Annotated in this window: 13 protein-coding genes; all 13 read right to left on the reverse strand. The window is 68.4% G+C overall.

The annotated features are described in order from the left end of the window. Positions 1-6: 6 nt before the first annotated feature. The 13 genes from nuoN to OG780_RS18060 are packed head-to-tail and all read right to left on the reverse strand — an operon-like array spanning position 7 to position 15,590. Positions 7-1,665 (reverse strand): NADH-quinone oxidoreductase subunit NuoN, encoded by a 1,659-nt coding sequence (nuoN, locus tag OG780_RS18000; protein ID WP_328449412.1) that lies wholly within the window; start codon positions 1,663-1,665, stop codon positions 7-9. Further along, on the reverse strand, positions 1,662-3,233 hold the full coding sequence (locus tag OG780_RS18005; RefSeq protein WP_328449414.1) for an NADH-quinone oxidoreductase subunit M: 1,572 nt from the start codon (positions 3,231-3,233) through the stop codon (positions 1,662-1,664). Before OG780_RS18005 ends, nuoN begins: the two co-directional genes overlap by 4 nt. Before the next feature lie 5 nt (positions 3,234-3,238). Beyond that, the gene (gene nuoL, locus OG780_RS18010) at positions 3,239-5,152 is read right to left on the reverse strand and encodes an NADH-quinone oxidoreductase subunit L (protein WP_328449416.1); all 1,914 of its coding nucleotides are present in this window, start codon (positions 5,150-5,152) and stop codon (positions 3,239-3,241) included. 14 nt (positions 5,153-5,166) lie between these two features. Further along, positions 5,167-5,466, reverse strand: coding sequence for an NADH-quinone oxidoreductase subunit NuoK (nuoK, locus tag OG780_RS18015; protein ID WP_009190046.1), 300 nt, complete (start codon positions 5,464-5,466; stop codon positions 5,167-5,169). Then, positions 5,463-6,278 carry an NADH-quinone oxidoreductase subunit J gene (locus OG780_RS18020; protein WP_328449419.1) on the reverse strand — a complete coding sequence of 272 codons (816 nt, stop codon included), beginning with the start codon at positions 6,276-6,278 and terminating at the stop codon, positions 5,463-5,465. Before OG780_RS18020 ends, nuoK begins: the two co-directional genes overlap by 4 nt. After that, positions 6,275-6,904, reverse strand: a complete 630-nt coding sequence (gene nuoI / locus OG780_RS18025; protein WP_328449421.1) for an NADH-quinone oxidoreductase subunit NuoI — start codon at positions 6,902-6,904, stop codon at positions 6,275-6,277. The genes OG780_RS18020 and nuoI overlap by 4 nt, the downstream gene beginning before the upstream one ends. Then, positions 6,897-8,276 (reverse strand): NADH-quinone oxidoreductase subunit NuoH, encoded by a 1,380-nt coding sequence (gene nuoH, locus OG780_RS18030; RefSeq protein WP_328449423.1) that lies wholly within the window; start codon positions 8,274-8,276, stop codon positions 6,897-6,899. Before nuoH ends, nuoI begins: the two co-directional genes overlap by 8 nt. Continuing rightward, complete coding sequence (locus tag OG780_RS18035; protein ID WP_328449425.1) at positions 8,273-10,777, reverse strand: NADH-quinone oxidoreductase subunit G; 2,505 nt, start codon at positions 10,775-10,777, stop codon at positions 8,273-8,275. The genes nuoH and OG780_RS18035 overlap by 4 nt, the downstream gene beginning before the upstream one ends. Next, complete coding sequence (gene nuoF, locus OG780_RS18040) at positions 10,774-12,126, reverse strand: NADH-quinone oxidoreductase subunit NuoF (RefSeq protein ID WP_328449427.1); 1,353 nt, start codon at positions 12,124-12,126, stop codon at positions 10,774-10,776. Before nuoF ends, OG780_RS18035 begins: the two co-directional genes overlap by 4 nt. After that, positions 12,123-12,965, reverse strand: a complete 843-nt coding sequence (gene nuoE, locus OG780_RS18045; protein WP_328449429.1) for an NADH-quinone oxidoreductase subunit NuoE — start codon at positions 12,963-12,965, stop codon at positions 12,123-12,125. Before nuoE ends, nuoF begins: the two co-directional genes overlap by 4 nt. Beyond that, positions 12,962-14,302 carry an NADH-quinone oxidoreductase subunit D gene (locus OG780_RS18050; RefSeq protein ID WP_328449431.1) on the reverse strand — a complete coding sequence of 447 codons (1,341 nt, stop codon included), beginning with the start codon at positions 14,300-14,302 and terminating at the stop codon, positions 12,962-12,964. The genes nuoE and OG780_RS18050 overlap by 4 nt, the downstream gene beginning before the upstream one ends. Continuing rightward, positions 14,299-15,039, reverse strand: a complete 741-nt coding sequence (locus OG780_RS18055; protein ID WP_328449433.1) for an NADH-quinone oxidoreductase subunit C — start codon at positions 15,037-15,039, stop codon at positions 14,299-14,301. Before OG780_RS18055 ends, OG780_RS18050 begins: the two co-directional genes overlap by 4 nt. Then, a complete protein-coding gene (locus OG780_RS18060; protein ID WP_003998928.1) occupies positions 15,036-15,590 on the reverse strand; it encodes a NuoB/complex I 20 kDa subunit family protein in 555 nt (184 codons plus the stop codon). The genes OG780_RS18055 and OG780_RS18060 overlap by 4 nt, the downstream gene beginning before the upstream one ends. Between the last annotated feature and the right edge of the window lie 8 nt (positions 15,591-15,598).

Raw genomic sequence — 15,598 nt, forward strand, 5'->3', positions numbered from 1 at the left:
AACCGCTCAGCGCACGAAGACCCCGGCCTGGCTCGCCAGGTTCAGGAAGTACTGCGGCGCCACACCGAGCACCAGCGTGACGGCCACACCCACCGCGATCGCCGTCGTCGTCAGCGGCGACGGCACGGCGACCGTCGGCCCCTCCGGCTTCGGCTCGCTGAAGAACATCAGCACGATCACGCGGATGTAGAAGAACGCCGCGATCGCCGACGAGATCACACCGACCACGACCAGCACGCCCGCGCCGCCCTCGGCAGCCGCCTTGAACACGGCGAACTTTCCGGCGAATCCCGAAGTGAGCGGGATACCCGCGAAGGCCAGCAGGAAGACCGCGAACACCGCGGCCACCAGTGGGGACCTGCGTCCGAGACCGGCCCACTTGGACAGGTGCGTCGCCTCGCCGCCCGCGTCCCGTACGAGCGTGACGACGGCGAAGGCGCCGATCGTGACGAAGGAGTACGCGCCCAGGTAGAAGAGGACCGACGAGACACCGTCCGGCGAGGTCGCGATGACACCCGCGAGGATGAATCCGGCGTGCGCGATCGACGAGTACGCCAGGAGCCGCTTGATGTCGGTCTGGGTGATCGCGACGATCGCGCCGCCCAGCATGGTGACGATCGCCACGGCCCACATGACCGGCCGCCAGTCCCAGCGCATACCCGGCAGGACGACGTACAGCAGGCGCAGCAGCGCGCCGAACGCCGCCACCTTCGTCGCCGCCGCCATGAAGCCGGTGACCGGGGTCGGCGCGCCCTGGTAGACGTCGGGCGTCCACATGTGGAAGGGCACCGCGCCGACCTTGAAGAGCAGGCCCATGACGACCAGGGCCATCCCCATGAGCAGCAGCACGTCGTTGCCCATGGTGCCGGCGAGGGCCGGGTCGACGTTCGTGACCGTGCCGTCGACGACGTGCGCGATGGTCGCGTACGACACCGAGCCGGCGTAGCCGTACAGCAAGGCGATGCCGAAGAGCGTGAACGCGGAGGCGAAGGCGCCGAGCAGGAAGTACTTGACCGCCGCCTCCTGCGACATGAGCCGCTTGCGGCGGGCCACGGCGCACAGGAGGTACAGCGGCAGGGAGAAGACCTCCAGCGCGACGAACAGCGTCAGCAGGTCGTTGGCCGCGGGGAAGACGAGCATGCCGCTGATCGCGAAGAGCAGCAGCGGGAACACCTCGGTGGTGGTGAACCCCGCCTTCACGGCGGCCTTCTCGCTGTCGCTGCCGGGTACCGACGCGGCCTGCGCGGCGAACGCGTCGACCCGGTTCCCGTGTGCCTCGGGGTCGAGGCGCCGCTCGGCGAAGGTGAAGACGCCGAGGATTCCGGCGAGCAGGATCGTGCCCTGGAGGAACAGGGCCGGTCCGTCGACCGCGACCGCGCCCATCGCCGCGATGTGCGCCTTCGTGGTGCCGTATCCGCCCGCCGCGAGCGCGACGACCGCGGCGAAGGCCGCGACCAGAGCGACGACGGCGACGAACACCTGTGCGTAGTAACGCGACTTGCGCGGCACGAAGGCCTCGACCAGAACCCCGACGACCGCCGCACCGATGACGATCAGGGTGGGCGACAATTGCCCATATTCGATCTTAGGTGCATCGATCTTGGAGATCGGCTCGGCCGCGGTCGCGGCTGTTGTCCACAGGCTGTGGACGGCTGATGCGCTCACTTGGCCGCCTCCACCTCGGGCTGGGGGTCCGTCTTGTGTACATCTGACATGGTCTGCTGTACCGCCGGGTTGACGATGTCGGTGAGCGGCTTCGGGTAGACGCCCAGGAAGATCAGCAGAGCGATCAGCGGGGCGACCACCAGGAGCTCACGCACCCTGAGGTCCGGCATCTCGGCCACCGACGCCTTGACCGGGCCCGTCATCGTCCGCTGGTAGAGGACGAGGGTGTAGAGCGCGGCGAGGACGATGCCGAAGGTGGCGATGATGCCGACCACCGGGTAGCGCGTGAACGTGCCCACCAGGACCAGGAATTCACTCACGAAGGGCGCGAGACCCGGAAGCGACAGCGTCGCGAGGCCGCCGATCAGGAAGGTGCCCGCGAGCACCGGGGCGACCTTCTGCACTCCTCCGTAGTCGGCGATGAGACGCGAGCCGCGCCGCGAGATCAGGAAGCCGGCCACCAGCATCAGGGCGGCGGTCGAGATCCCGTGGTTGACCATGTAGAGCGTCGCACCGGACTGGCCCTGAGTGGTCATCGCGAAGATGCCCAGGATGATGAACCCGAAGTGCGAGATCGACGCGTAGGCGACCAGCCTCTTGATGTCCCGCTGTCCGACCGCGAGCAGTGCCCCGTAGACGATGCTGATCAGCGCCAGTACGAGGATCGCGGGCGTCGCCCACTTGCTCGCCTCCGGGAAGAGCTGGAGGCAGAAGCGGAGCATCGCGAAGGTGCCGACCTTGTCGACGACCGCCGTGATCAGCACGGCGACCGGCGCGGTGGCCTCGCCCATGGCGTTGGGCAGCCAGGTGTGCAGCGGCCACAGGGGCGCCTTCACCGCGAACGCGAAGAAGAAGCCGAGGAAGAGCCACCGCTCGGTACTGGTCGCCATGTGCAGCGAGCCGTCGGCCCGCGCCTGGACGATCTCCTGGAGCGAGAAGCTTCCGGCGACCACGTAGAGGCCGATCACGGCGGCCAGCATGATGAGGCCGCCGACCAGGTTGTAGAGGAGGAACTTCACCGCGGCGTACGAGCGTTGTGTCGCCGCCGCCTCGTCGCCGTGCTCGTGGGCACGGTCCCCGAAGCCGCCGATGAGGAAGTACATCGGGATCAGCATGGCTTCGAAGAAGACGTAGAAGAGGAAGACGTCGGTGGCCTCGAAGGAGATGATCACCATCGCCTCGACGGCCAGGATCAGGGCGAAGAAGCCCTGGGTGGGACGCCAGCGCTTGCTTCCGGTCTCCATCGGGTCGGCGTCGTGCCAGCCCGCCAGAATCACGAACGGCATCAACAGCGCGGTGAGCGCGACGAGCGCCACCCCGATGCCGTCCACGCCCAGTTGGTAGCGCACCCCGAAGTCCGGGATCCAGGCGTGGGATTCGGTGAGCTGGTAGCGGTCGCCGCCGGGGTCGAAACGCACCAGGGTGACCGCGGCGAGCGCCAGCGTGCCGAGGGAGACCAGCAGCGCCAGCCACTTGGCCGCGACGCGCTGCGCGGCCGGCACGGCGGCCGTGGCGATCGCCCCGAGGGCCGGGAGCACCGCCGTCGCTGTCAGCAGAGGAAAGGACATCGGTATCAGACCGCCCTCATCAGCAGGGTCGCGGCGACGAGGATCGCCGCGCCGCCGAACATCGAGACCGCGTAACTGCGCGCATAGCCGTTCTGCAGCTTGCGCAGCCGCCCGGAGAGGCCGCCCACGGAGGCCGCCGTCCCGTTGACGACTCCGTCGACCAGGGTGTGATCGACGTAGACCAGGGAGCGGGTGAGGTGCTCACCGCCGCGCACCAGGACGACGTGGTTGAAGTCGTCCTGGTACAGGTCGCGCCGGGCGGCGCGGGTGAGCAGGGAGCCGCGCGGGGCGACGACCGGGACAGAGCTGCGTCCGTACTGGAGGTAGGCGATTCCGACGCCGACGACCAGCAGCACCATGGTGGCGAGGGTGACCGTGAGGGCGCTCACGGGCGAGTCGCCCTCCGAGTGCCCGGTGACCGGCTCCAGCCAGTGCACGAAGCGGTCGCCGATGCTGAAGAAGCCACCCGCGAACACCGACCCGAAGGCCAGCACGATCATGGGGATCGTCATGGACCTGGGCGACTCGTGCGGGTGCGGTTCGTGGCCCTCGGCGTCGGGCTGCCAGCGCTTCTCCCCGAAGAAGGTCATGATCATCACGCGCGTCATGTAGTACGCGGTGATCGCCGCGCCCAGCAGGGTCACGCTGCCGAGGATCCAGCCCTCGGTGCCGCCCTTGGCGAAGGCCGCCTCGATGATCTTGTCCTTGGAGAAGAAGCCGGACAGGCCCGGGAAGCCGATGATCGCGAGATAGCCGAGGCCGAAGGTCACGAACGTGATCGGCATGTACTTCCTGAGGCCGCCGAACTTCCTCATGTCGACCTCGTCGTTCATGCCGTGCATGACCGAACCGGCACCGAGGAAGAGCCCGGCCTTGAAGAAGCCGTGCGTCACCAGGTGCATGATCGCGAAGACGTAGCCGATGGGGCCGAGGCCCGCCGCCAGCACCATGTAGCCGATCTGCGACATGGTCGAGCCGGCGAGCGCCTTCTTGATGTCGTCCTTCGCGCAACCGACGATCGCACCGAACAGGAGCGTGACCCCGCCCACGACGGTGACGACGAGCTGTGCGTCCGGTGCCGCGTTGAAGACGGCGGCCGAGCGCACGATCAGATACACGCCCGCGGTCACCATCGTGGCGGCGTGGATGAGGGCCGAGACCGGGGTCGGACCCTCCATCGCGTCCCCGAGCCAGGACTGCAGCGGCACCTGGGCCGACTTGCCGCAGGCCGCGAGCAGCAGCATCAGCCCGATGGCCGTGAGCTTGCCCTCGGTGGCGTCCCCGGCGATCCCGGGGTGTCCCTCGGTGCCGAGCACCGGACCGAAGGCGAAGGTCCCGAAGGTCGTGAACATCAGCATGATGGCGATGGACAGGCCCATGTCGCCGACACGGTTGACCAGGAAGGCCTTCTTGGCGGCGGTGGCCGCGCTGGGCTTGTGCTGCCAGAAACCGATCAGCAGGTACGAGGCGAGACCGACACCTTCCCAGCCGACGTACAGCAGAAGGTAGTTGTCGGCGAGGACGAGCAGCAGCATCGCCGCCAGGAACAGGTTCAGATAGCCGAAGAAGCGGCGGCGGCGCTCGTCGTGCTCCATGTACCCGATCGAGTACAGGTGGATCAGCGAGCCGACGCCGGTGATCAGCAGGACGAACGTCATCGACAACTGGTCGAGCTGGAAGCCGACGTCCGCCCGGAAGTTCCCGACGGCGATCCAGCTGAACAGATGCTGGGTGAAGGTCCGGTCCTCGGGACCCTTGCCCAGCATGTCGGCGAAGAGCACGACGGCGATCACGAAGGAGGCGGCCGCGAGCGCGGTACCGATCCACTGACCGACGGCGTCCAGCCGCCGTCCGCCGCACAGCAGTACGGCCGCTCCGAGCAGAGGCGCCGCGATCAGCAGCGCAATCAGGTTCTCCACGATTCAGCGACCCCTTACAGCTTCATCAGGCTGGCGTCGTCGACCGAGGCCGAGTGGCGGGAACGGAACAGCGACACGATGATCGCGAGCCCGACCACGACCTCCGCGGCGGCGACGACCATCGTGAAGAAGGCGATGATCTGGCCGTCGAGATTGCCGTGCATCCGGGAGAAGACGACGAAGGCGAGGTTGCAGGCGTTGAGCATGAGCTCGATGCACATGAACACCACGATCGCGTTCCGTCTGATCAGGACACCGGTGGCGCCGATCGTGAACAACAGAGCGGCGAGGTAGAGGTAGTTGACCGGATTCACTTGGACGCCTCCTCCGGCTTCGTGCGCTCCAGGCGCTCCTCGGCACGCTGCTCCAGCGCCTTCAGATCCTTCAGCGCGTCGGCCGACACGTCACGGATCTGCCCGCGGTCGCGCAGCGTCTTGCTGACGGTCAGCTCGGACGGAGTGCCGTCGGGGAGCAGGCCCGCGATGTCCACCGCGTTGTGCCGGGCGTAGACACCCGGAGCCGGCAGCGGCGGGATGTGCTTGCCCTCGCGCACCCGCTGCTCGGACAGCTCGCGCTGGGTCCTGGCGCGCTCGGTGCGCTCGCGGTGGGTGAGCACCATGGCGCCGATGGTGGCCGTGATGAGCAGCGCGCCGGTGATCTCGAAGGCGAACACGTACTTCGTGAAGATGAGGGCGGCGAGGCCCTCCACGTTGCCGTTCGCGTTGGCCTTCGACAGGCCGTCGAAGTCCTGGACGGACGCGTTGCCGATACCGGCGAACAGCAGGATGCCGAAGCCGAGTCCGCAGAGCAGGGCCAGCCAGCGCTGCCCCTTGATGGTCTCCTTCAGCGAGTCCGCCGCGGTGACACCGACGAGCATGACGACGAAGAGGAACAGCATCATGATCGCGCCGGTGTAGACGACTACCTGGACGATGCCCAGGAAGTAGGCGCCGTTGGCGAGGTAGAACACCGCCAGGATGATCATGGTTCCGGCGAGACACAGCGCGCTGTGCACGGCCTTGCGCATGAAGACGGTGCACAGGGCGCCGATCACCGCGACGGTGCCGAGAACCCAGAACTGGAAGGCCTCTCCGGTGGAGGTGGAGTACGCGGCCAGGCCGGTCATGCCTCCGCCCCCTCTCCGGCGGGCCCGCCCGACGGACTCGCCGAGGGATGCAACTCTCCCTGGGAGACCGCCACCTGACGCTCGGTGCCGGGTGCCGCCTCGGTGACCAGACCTCGGTAGTAGTCCTGCTCGTCCGTGCCCGGGAAGATCGAGTGCGGTGTGTCGACCATGCCCTCCTGGAGCCCGGCGAGCAGCTGCTCCTTGGTGTAGATCAGGTTGGCGCGGCTGCTGTCCGCGAGCTCGAACTCGTTCGTCATCGTCAGCGCGCGCGTGGGGCACGCCTCGATGCACAGGCCGCACAGGATGCAGCGGGCGTAGTTGATCTGGTAGACGCGGCCGTAGCGCTCGCCCGGGGAGTAGCGCTCCTCCTCGGTGTTGTCCGCGCCCTCCACATAGATGGCGTCCGCGGGACAGGCCCAGGCGCACAGCTCACAGCCCACGCACTTCTCCAGGCCGTCCGGGTGACGGTTGAGCTGGTGCCGGCCGTGGAACCGCGGTGCGGTGGTCTTCTGCTCTTCCGGGTACTGCTCGGTCAGCCGCTTCTTGAACATGGCCTTGAAGGTCACGCCGAAACCGGCGACGGGGTTCTGGAAACCAGGTTTGGTCTCCTTCGGCTCCTCAGCCATCGGACCCCTCCTTTCCGTCACGAGATCCGGTGACCGGTCCATCACTCGCAGTATCGGACCCGCCACTGACAATCAGCTCCCGCTCGCGGCGCGGACGGCGCCGCGGTACCGGCGGAAGCTCCTGTCCGGGCAGCGGGGGCACGGGGAATCCGCCGGCCATCGGGTCGAAAGCGGCGGGCTCGGCGGGGGTCTCCTGGCCCTGCCGGCCCTGTTTGTCGCGGAAGATGTCCGCCACGAACGACAGCAGCAGGAGGGCGAGGACGCCTCCGCCGACGTACAGGGCGATGTCCGCGAAGTCGTAGTTCTCGTTGCGCAGCGTCCGTACCGTCGCGACGAGCATCAGCCAGACCACGGAGACCGGGATGAGCACCTTCCAGCCGAGCTTCATCAGCTGGTCGTAGCGGACGCGCGGCAGCGTGCCGCGCAGCCAGATGAAGAAGAACAGCAGGAGCTGCACCTTCACCACGAACCAGAGCATCGGCCACCAGCCGTGGTTGGCGCCCTCCCAGAAGCTGCTGATCGGCCAGGGCGCACGCCAGCCGCCCAGGAAGAGCGTCGTCGACACGGCCGAGACCGTCACCATGTTCACGTACTCGGCGAGCATGAACAGCGCGAACTTGATCGACGAGTACTCGGTGTTGAAGCCGCCGACGAGGTCGCCCTCGGACTCCGGCATGTCGAAGGGGGCCCGGTTGGTCTCGCCGATCATCGTCACGATGTAGATGAGGAACGAGACCGGCAGCAGGACGATGTACCAGCGGTCCTGCTGCTGCTCGACGATCGTCGACGTCGACATCGACCCGGAGTAGAGGAACACCGAGGCGAACGCGGCACCCATGGCGATCTCGTAGGAGATCATCTGGGCGCAGGAGCGCAGACCGCCCAGCAGCGGATAGGTGGATCCGGAGCTCCAGCCGGCGAGCACGATCCCGTAGATGCCCACCGAGGCCACCGCGAGGATGTAGAGCATCGCGATCGGCAGGTCGGTGAGCTGCATCGTGGTGCGCTGACCGAAGATCGAGATCTCGTTGTCCGCGGGTCCGAAGGGGATCACCGCGATCGCCATGAAGGCCGGGATGGCCGCGACGATCGGCGCGAGGACGTAGACCACCTTGTCCGCGCGCTTGACGATCAGATCCTCCTTGAGCATCAGCTTCACACCGTCGGCGAGCGACTGGAGCATGCCCCAGGGCCCGTGCCGGTTGGGGCCGATGCGCAGTTGCATCCAGGCGACGACCTTGCGCTCCCACACGATGGAGAAGAGCACGGTCACCATCAGGAAGGCGAAGCAGAACACCGCCTTGATGACGACCAGCCACCAGGGGTCGTGGCCGAACATCGAGAGGTCTTCAGCGGCGAGGTACGGCGTCATGCCTCCACCTCCTTGGGGGCCTCGGCGGCGATCGTCGCCGGGCCGATGCGGACGAGTGCGCCGGGCAGCGCCCCGGTGTCGGAGGCGACGCCCCCTCCGGTCGAGTTCAGCGGGAGCCAGACCACGCGGTCGGGCATCTCGGTGACCTGCAGCGGGAGTTCGACCGCTCCGCCCGGACCGGTCACGGCGATGACATCGCCGTTCTTGACGCCCGCCTCGGCGGCGGTGGCGGCCGACACGCGCGCGCGTGCGGCGTGCCGGGTTCCGGCGAGCGCTTCGTCGCCCTCCTGGAGACGCCCCTGGTCGAGCAGCAGCCGGTGCCCGGCCAGTACGGCCTCCCCGGCGGCCGGACGGGGCATCTGCACCCCGGTCTCCCGGGGTTCGGCGGCCCGCGACCCGTCCCAGGCGCCGAGCCGGTCGAGTTCCCCGCGCGTGGTGCGCAGGTCCGGCAGCCCGAGGTGGACGTCCATGGCGTCGGCCAGCATCTGCAGGACACGCGCGTCGGCGGGCGCGAGGCGCCGGGTCATCTGGTCGGGCTTGAGGGCGGCCTCGAAGGAGCGGACCCGGCCTTCCCAGTTCAGGAAGCTTCCGGCCTTCTCCGTGACCGCGGCGACCGGAAGGACGACGTCCGCGTGCTCGGTGACCTCGCTGGGCCGCATCTCGAGCGACACCAGGAAGCCGACTTCGGACAGGGCCTCACGCGCGCGCGTGGGGTCGGGGAGGTCGGCGACCTCCACGCCCGCCACCACCAGGGCGCGAAGTTCGCCGCCGACGGCGGCCTCCACGATCTGGCCGGTGTCACGGCCGTAGCGGTGCGGGAGTTCGGAGACGCCCCATGCGGCCGCGACCTCGTCCCGCGCGCGCGGGTCGGTGGCCGGGCGTCCGCCCGGCAGCAGCGACGGAAGCGCGCCGGCCTCGATCGCACCGCGTTCCCCGGCCCGGCGCGGGATCCACACCAGTCGGGCGCCGGTGGCGGTGGCGGTCCGCACGGCGGCGGTCAGCCCTCCCGCCACGGCGGCCAGCCGCTCACCGACGGCGATCACGGCACCCTCGGCGCGCAGCGCCTCGGCTGCCCTGGCGCCGTCGCCCTCCAGACCGACGCCGCTCGCGAGCGCGTCCAGCCACTCGGTCTCGGTGCCGGGCGCGGCCGGCAGCAGCGTGCCGCCCGCCTTCTCCAGTCCGCGGGTGGCGTGCGTGGCGAGGGAGAACGTCTTCTGTCCGTGCCCGCGCCATGCCTTGCGCAGCCGCAGGAAGACGCCGGGTGCCTCCTCCTCCGACTCGAACCCCGCGAGAAGGACGGCGGGCGCCTTCTCCAGGGCGGTGTACGTGACGCCCGTGCCGTCGAGATCCCGGCCGCGTCCGGCGACCCGGGCGGCCAGGAAGTCGGCCTCCTCGGAGCTGTGCACGCGCGCGCGGAAGTCGATGTCGTTCGTGTCGAGGGCCACGCGCGCGAACTTGCTGTACGCGTAGGCGTCCTCGACGGTGAGCCGGCCGCCGGTGAGGACACCGGCCCGGCCGCGGGCGGCGGTCAGCCCCTGCGCGGCGGCCTCCAGGGCCTCCGGCCAGGACGCGGGTTCGAGGACGCCGTCGGCGTTGCGCACCAGGGGGGTGTCGAGGCGGTCGCGCTGCTGCGCGTACCGGAACCCGAACCGGCCCTTGTCGCAGACCCATTCCTCGTTGACCTCGGGGTCGGGCGCAGCGAGACGCCGCATGACCTTGCCGCGCCGGTGGTCGGTGCGCGTCGCGCAGCCGCCGGAGCAGTGCTCGCACACGGAGTGCGAGGAGATGAGGTCGAAGGGGCGCGAGCGGAAGCGGTACGCCGCCGACGTGAGCGCGCCCACCGGGCAGATCTGGATCGTGTTGCCGGAGAAGTACGACTCGAACGGGTCGCCGTCACCGGTGCCGACCTGCTGGAGCGCGCCCCGTTCGACCAGCTCGATCATGGGGTCGCCCGCGATCTGGTTCGAGAAGCGGGTGCAGCGCGCGCACAGCACGCACCGCTCGCGGTCGAGCAGCACCTGTGTGGAGATCGGGACCGGCTTCTCGTAGGTCCGCTTCTTGCCCTCGAACCGGGACTCGGCGTTGCCGTGCGACATCGCCTGGTTCTGCAGGGGGCACTCGCCTCCCTTGTCGCAGACCGGGCAGTCCAGCGGATGGTTGATGAGCAGCAGCTCCATCACACCGTGCTGCGCCTTCTCGGCCACCTGAGAGGTGAGTTGAGTCTTGACGACCATCCCGTCCGTACAGGTGATCGTGCAGGACGCCATGGGCTTGCGCTGGCCCTCGACCTCGACGATGCACTGGCGGCAGGCGCCGACCGGGTCGAGGAGCGGGTGGTCGCAGAAGCGGGGGATCTCGATGCCGAGTTGTTCGGCGGCCCGGATGACCAGGGTGCCCTTGGGCACGCTCATCTCGACGCCGTCGATCGTCAGCGAGACGAGATCCTCCGGCGGGACCGCCGCTTCCCCGCCTCCGGAGGGAGCGCTGGTGGTCACTGTCATGCGTTCACCTCCGTGTGCTTGTCCGCCCAGGCCGTGGAGCGGGCGGGGTCGAAGGGGCAGCCGCGGCCCGTGATGTGCTGCTCGTACTCCTCGCGGAAGTACTTGAGCGAGGAGAAGATCGGCGAGGCGGCACCGTCGCCGAGGGCGCAGAAGGACTTGCCGTTGATGTTGTCGGCGATGTCGTTGAGTTTGTCGAGGTCGGACATGGCACCCTTGCCGGCCTCGATGTCGCGCAGCAATTGGACGAGCCAGTACGTGCCTTCACGGCACGGCGTGCACTTGCCGCAGGACTCGTGGGCGTAGAACTCGGTCCAGCGGGTGACGGCGCGGACGACGCAGGTCGTCTCGTCGAAGCACTGGAGTGCTTTCGTGCCGAGCATGGAACCCGCGGCGCCCACTCCTTCGTAATCAAGAGGGACGTCGAGATGCTCGTCGGTGAACATCGGGGTCGAGGAGCCGCCCGGCGTCCAGAACTTCAGCCGGTGACCGGGGCGCATCCCGCCGCTCATGTCGAGGAGTTGGCGCAGCGTGATGCCGAGCGGTGCCTCGTACTGGCCGGGGCTGGTGACATGGCCGCTGAGCGAGTAGAGCGTGAAGCCCGGGGACTTCTCGCTTCCCATCGACCTGAACCATTCCTTGCCGTTTTGGAGAATTGCGGGAACTGACGCGATCGACTCGACGTTATTTACAACAGTTGGACACGCATAGAGGCCCGCGACAGCAGGGAAAGGGGGACGGAGCCGCGGTTGACCACGGCGGCCTTCGAGCGAGTCGAGCAGCGCGGTCTCCTCACCGCAGATGTACGCGCCGGCGCCCGCGTGCACGGTGAGCTGGAGGTCGAGTCCGCTGCCCAGGATGTTCTCGCCGAGGTAGCCCGCCGCGTAGGCCTCACGTACGGCCTCGTGCAACCGCCGCAACACGGGGACCACTTCACCGCGGAGATAGATGAAGGCATGCGAAGACCGGATGGCATAGCACGCGATCACAATGCCCTCGATGAGGCTGTGCGGGTTCGCGAAGAGGAGCGGGATGTCCTTGCAGGTCCCCGGCTCCGATTCGTCGGCGTTGACAACTAGATAGTGAGGTTTGCCGTCTCCCTGGGGAATGAACTGCCATTTCATTCCGGTCGGGAATCCTGCACCGCCCCGGCCCCGCAGCCCGGAGTCCTTGACGTACGCGATCAGGTCGTCCGGTGACATGGCGAGTGCCTTGCGCAGGCCCTCGTACCCCTCGTGCCTCCGGTAGACGTCCAGCGACCAGGACCTGTCCTCGTCCCAGAAGGCCGACAGCACGGGTGCGAGCAGCTTTTCGGGACTCGTCTCGTTGATCTCTGCTGCCAAGGTCATCACTCCCCCTCCTCTGCCACAGGACCCGCCGGGTGGGACGGGTCGGAGGCCGACGTGTCCTGCGGCGCGTCGTGCGAGCTGGGGTGCTCGGCGGGCCGCTGGTTCTGAGGTGCTCCTCCGCCTCGCGGATGCACCACGCGCGCGGGGGCGCTCTCCCCCTTGGCCAGGCGCAGCCCCACCAGGGACGCGTGGCCCGCGCTGCCGCCGGCCTCCACCGCGCCCTCGCGCTCGTCGGGGAAGCCCGCCAAGATCCGGGCGGTGTCCTTGAACGTGCACAGACGGGCGCCGCGGGTCGGGTCGACGTCCGCGCCCGCGCGCAGGTCGTCGACGAGCCGCTTGGCCGAGTCCACGGTCTGGTTGTCGAAGAACTCCCAGTTGACCATCACGACCGGCGCGAAGTCGCAGGCCGCGTTGCACTCGATGTGCTCCAGGGTGACCTTGCCGTCACCGGTGGTCTCCCCATTACCGACGCCCAGGTGGTCCTGGAGGGCCTCGAAGATGGCGTCGCCGCCCATGACGGCACACAGGGTGTTGGTGCAGACACCCACCTGGTAGTCACCGCTCGGCTTGCGCCGGTACATCGAGTAGAAGGTCGCGACGGCGGCGACCTCGGCCGTCGTCAGGCCCAGCACCTCCGCGCAGAACCGCTGTCCCGTGCGCGTGACGTGGCCCTCCTGCGACTGCACGAGATGCAGCAACGGAAGGAGCGCCGAGCGGGAGTCGGGGTAGCGGGCGATGATCTCGCGCGCGTCCGCCTCCAGCCGGGCCCGGACGTCGGCCGGGTAGTCGGGCGCGGGCAGTTGGGGCATGCCCAGGCTGACGCCCTCGGGGGTGGTGGTCACCGGTCGACGCCTCCCATCACGGGGTCGATGGACGCGACGGCGACGATGACGTCGGCGATCTGGCCGCCTTCGCACATCGCCGCCATGGCCTGCAGGTTGGTGAAGGACGGGTCCCGGAAGTGGACCCGGTAGGGGCGGGTGCCTCCGTCGGAGACGACGTGCACCCCGAGCTCGCCCTTGGGCGACTCGATCGCCGTGTACACCTGTCCCGGCGGCACGCGGAAACCCTCGGTCACCAGCTTGAAGTGGTGGATCAGGGCCTCCATGGAGGTGCCCATGATCTTCTTGATGTGGTCGAGCGAGTTGCCGAGACCGTCGGGGCCGAGCGCGAGCTGGGCGGGCCAGGCGATCTTCTTGTCGGCGACCATGACCGGGCCGGGCTGGAGCCGGTCCAGGCACTGCTCGATGATCCGCAGCGACTGGCGCATCTCCTCCAGGCGGATCAGGAAGCGCCCGTAGGAGTCGCAGGTGTCGGCGGTCGGGACCTCGAAGTCGTAGTTCTCGTAGCCGCAGTACGGCTGGGACTTGCGCAGGTCGTGCGGCAGGCCCGCCGACCGCAGGATCGGACCGGTGGCGCCGAGGGCCATGCAGCCGGCCAGGTCGAGATAGCCGACGTCCTGCATGCGGGCCTTGAAGATGGGGTTCCCGGTGGCGAGCTTGTCGTACTCGGGAAGGTTCTTCGTCATCTTCTTCACGAACTCGCGGATCTGGTCCACCGCGCCCGGGGGCAGGTCCTGGGCGAGTCCGCCGGGGCGGATGAACGCGTGGTTCATCCGCAGGCCCGTGATCAGCTCGTAGATGTCGAGGATGAGCTCACGGTCACGGAAGCCGTAGATCATGATCGTGGTGGCGCCCAGCTCCATGCCTCCGGTGGCGATGCACACCAAATGGGAGGAGAGTCGGTTCAGCTCCATGAGGAGCACGCGGATGACCGAGGCGCGGTCGGGGATCTGGTCGGTGATCCCGAGGAGCTTCTCGACGCCGAGACAGTAGGCCGTCTCGTTGAAGAACGGCGTCAGGTAGTCCATGCGCGTCACGAACGTGGTGCCCTGGGTCCACGTGCGGAACTCGAGGTTCTTCTCGATACCGGTGTGGAGGTAGCCGATGCCGCAGCGGGCCTCGGTGACCGTCTCGCCGTCGATCTCCAGGATGAGCCGGAGCACGCCGTGGGTGGACGGGTGCTGCGGGCCCATGTTGACGATGATGCGCTCGTCGTCGGACTTGGCCGCCGACTGGGCGATCTCGTCCCAGTCACCGCCGGTGACCGTATATACGGTGCCCTCGGTCGTCTCGCGGGGCGATGCGGCCGATGCCCCGGAAGGGGTCTGCGTGCTCATGAGTACGACCTCCGCTGGTCCGGAGCCGGGATCTGGGCGCCCTTGTACTCGACGGGAATGCCGCCGAGGGGATAGTCCTTGCGCTGCGGGAAGCCCTGCCAGTCGTCCGGCATCATGATCCGCGTCAGCGCGGGGTGGCCGTCGAAGATCAGGCCGAAGAAGTCGTACGTCTCGCGCTCGTGCCAGTCGTTCGTCGGATAGACGCTGACGAGCGAGGGGACGTGCGGGTCCGCGTCCGGGGCGCTGACCTCCAGCCGGATCAGCCGGTTGTGGGTGATCGAGCGCAGGTGGTAGACGGCGTGCAGCTCGCGGCCCTTGTCGTGCAGGTGGTGGACGGCGGAGACGCCGGTGCACAGTTCGAACCGGAGGGCCGGGTCGTCGCGCAGGGTCTGGGCGACGGGGAGCAGGTACTCGCGTTCGACGTGGAAGGTGATCTCGTCGCGGTCGACGACCGTCTTGTCGATGACGTTCTCGGGCACGAGTCCCTGTTCCTCCAGAGCACCCTCCAGCTCGTCGGCCACCTCGTCGAACCAGCCGCCGTAGGGACGGGTGGCCGCGCCGGGCAGCCGGATCGAGCGGACCAGGCCGCCGTAGCCGGAGGTGTCGCCGCCGTTGTCGGCGCCGAACATGCCGCGCTGGACGCGGATCTCCTCACCCTGGTCGCCTCGCTGGCCGGGAAGGTTGGAGGCGCTCAGGTCCTTCTCGGGGTTGACCCCGTTGCCGTTCGCGTCGCTCACCGCAGCAGGCCCTTCATCTCGATGGTGGGAAGCGCCTTGAGCGCCGCTTCCTCCGCCTCGCGGGCCGCTTCCTCGGCGTTCACGCCGAGCTTGGAGGTCTGGATCTTCTGGTGGAGCTTGAGAATCGCGTCCATCAGCATCTCGGGCCGCGGCGGACATCCGGGCAAATAGATGTCGACCGGGACGATATGGTCAACTCCCTGCACAATGGCGTAGTTGTTGAACATTCCGCCCGATGACGCACAAACCCCCATGGAGATGACCCACTTGGGGTTGGGCATCTGGTCGTAGACCTGCCGCAGCACCGGCGCCATCTTCTGGCTCACCCGGCCGGCCACGATCATCAGGTCGGCCTGGCGGGGCGACCCGCGGAACACCTCCATACCGAAGCGCGCCAGGTCGTAACGCCCGGCGCCGGTCGTCATCATCTCGATGGCACAGCAGGCGAGTCCGAATGTCGCGGGGAAGACGGACGCCTTGCGCACCCAGCCCGCGGCCTGCTCGACGGTCGTCAGCAGGAATCCACTCGGCAGCTTTTCTTCGAGTCCCATGCTTAAAG

The sequence above is a fragment of the Streptomyces sp. NBC_00386 genome (assembly GCF_036063235.1).
Lineage (GTDB): Bacteria > Actinomycetota > Actinomycetes > Streptomycetales > Streptomycetaceae > Streptomyces.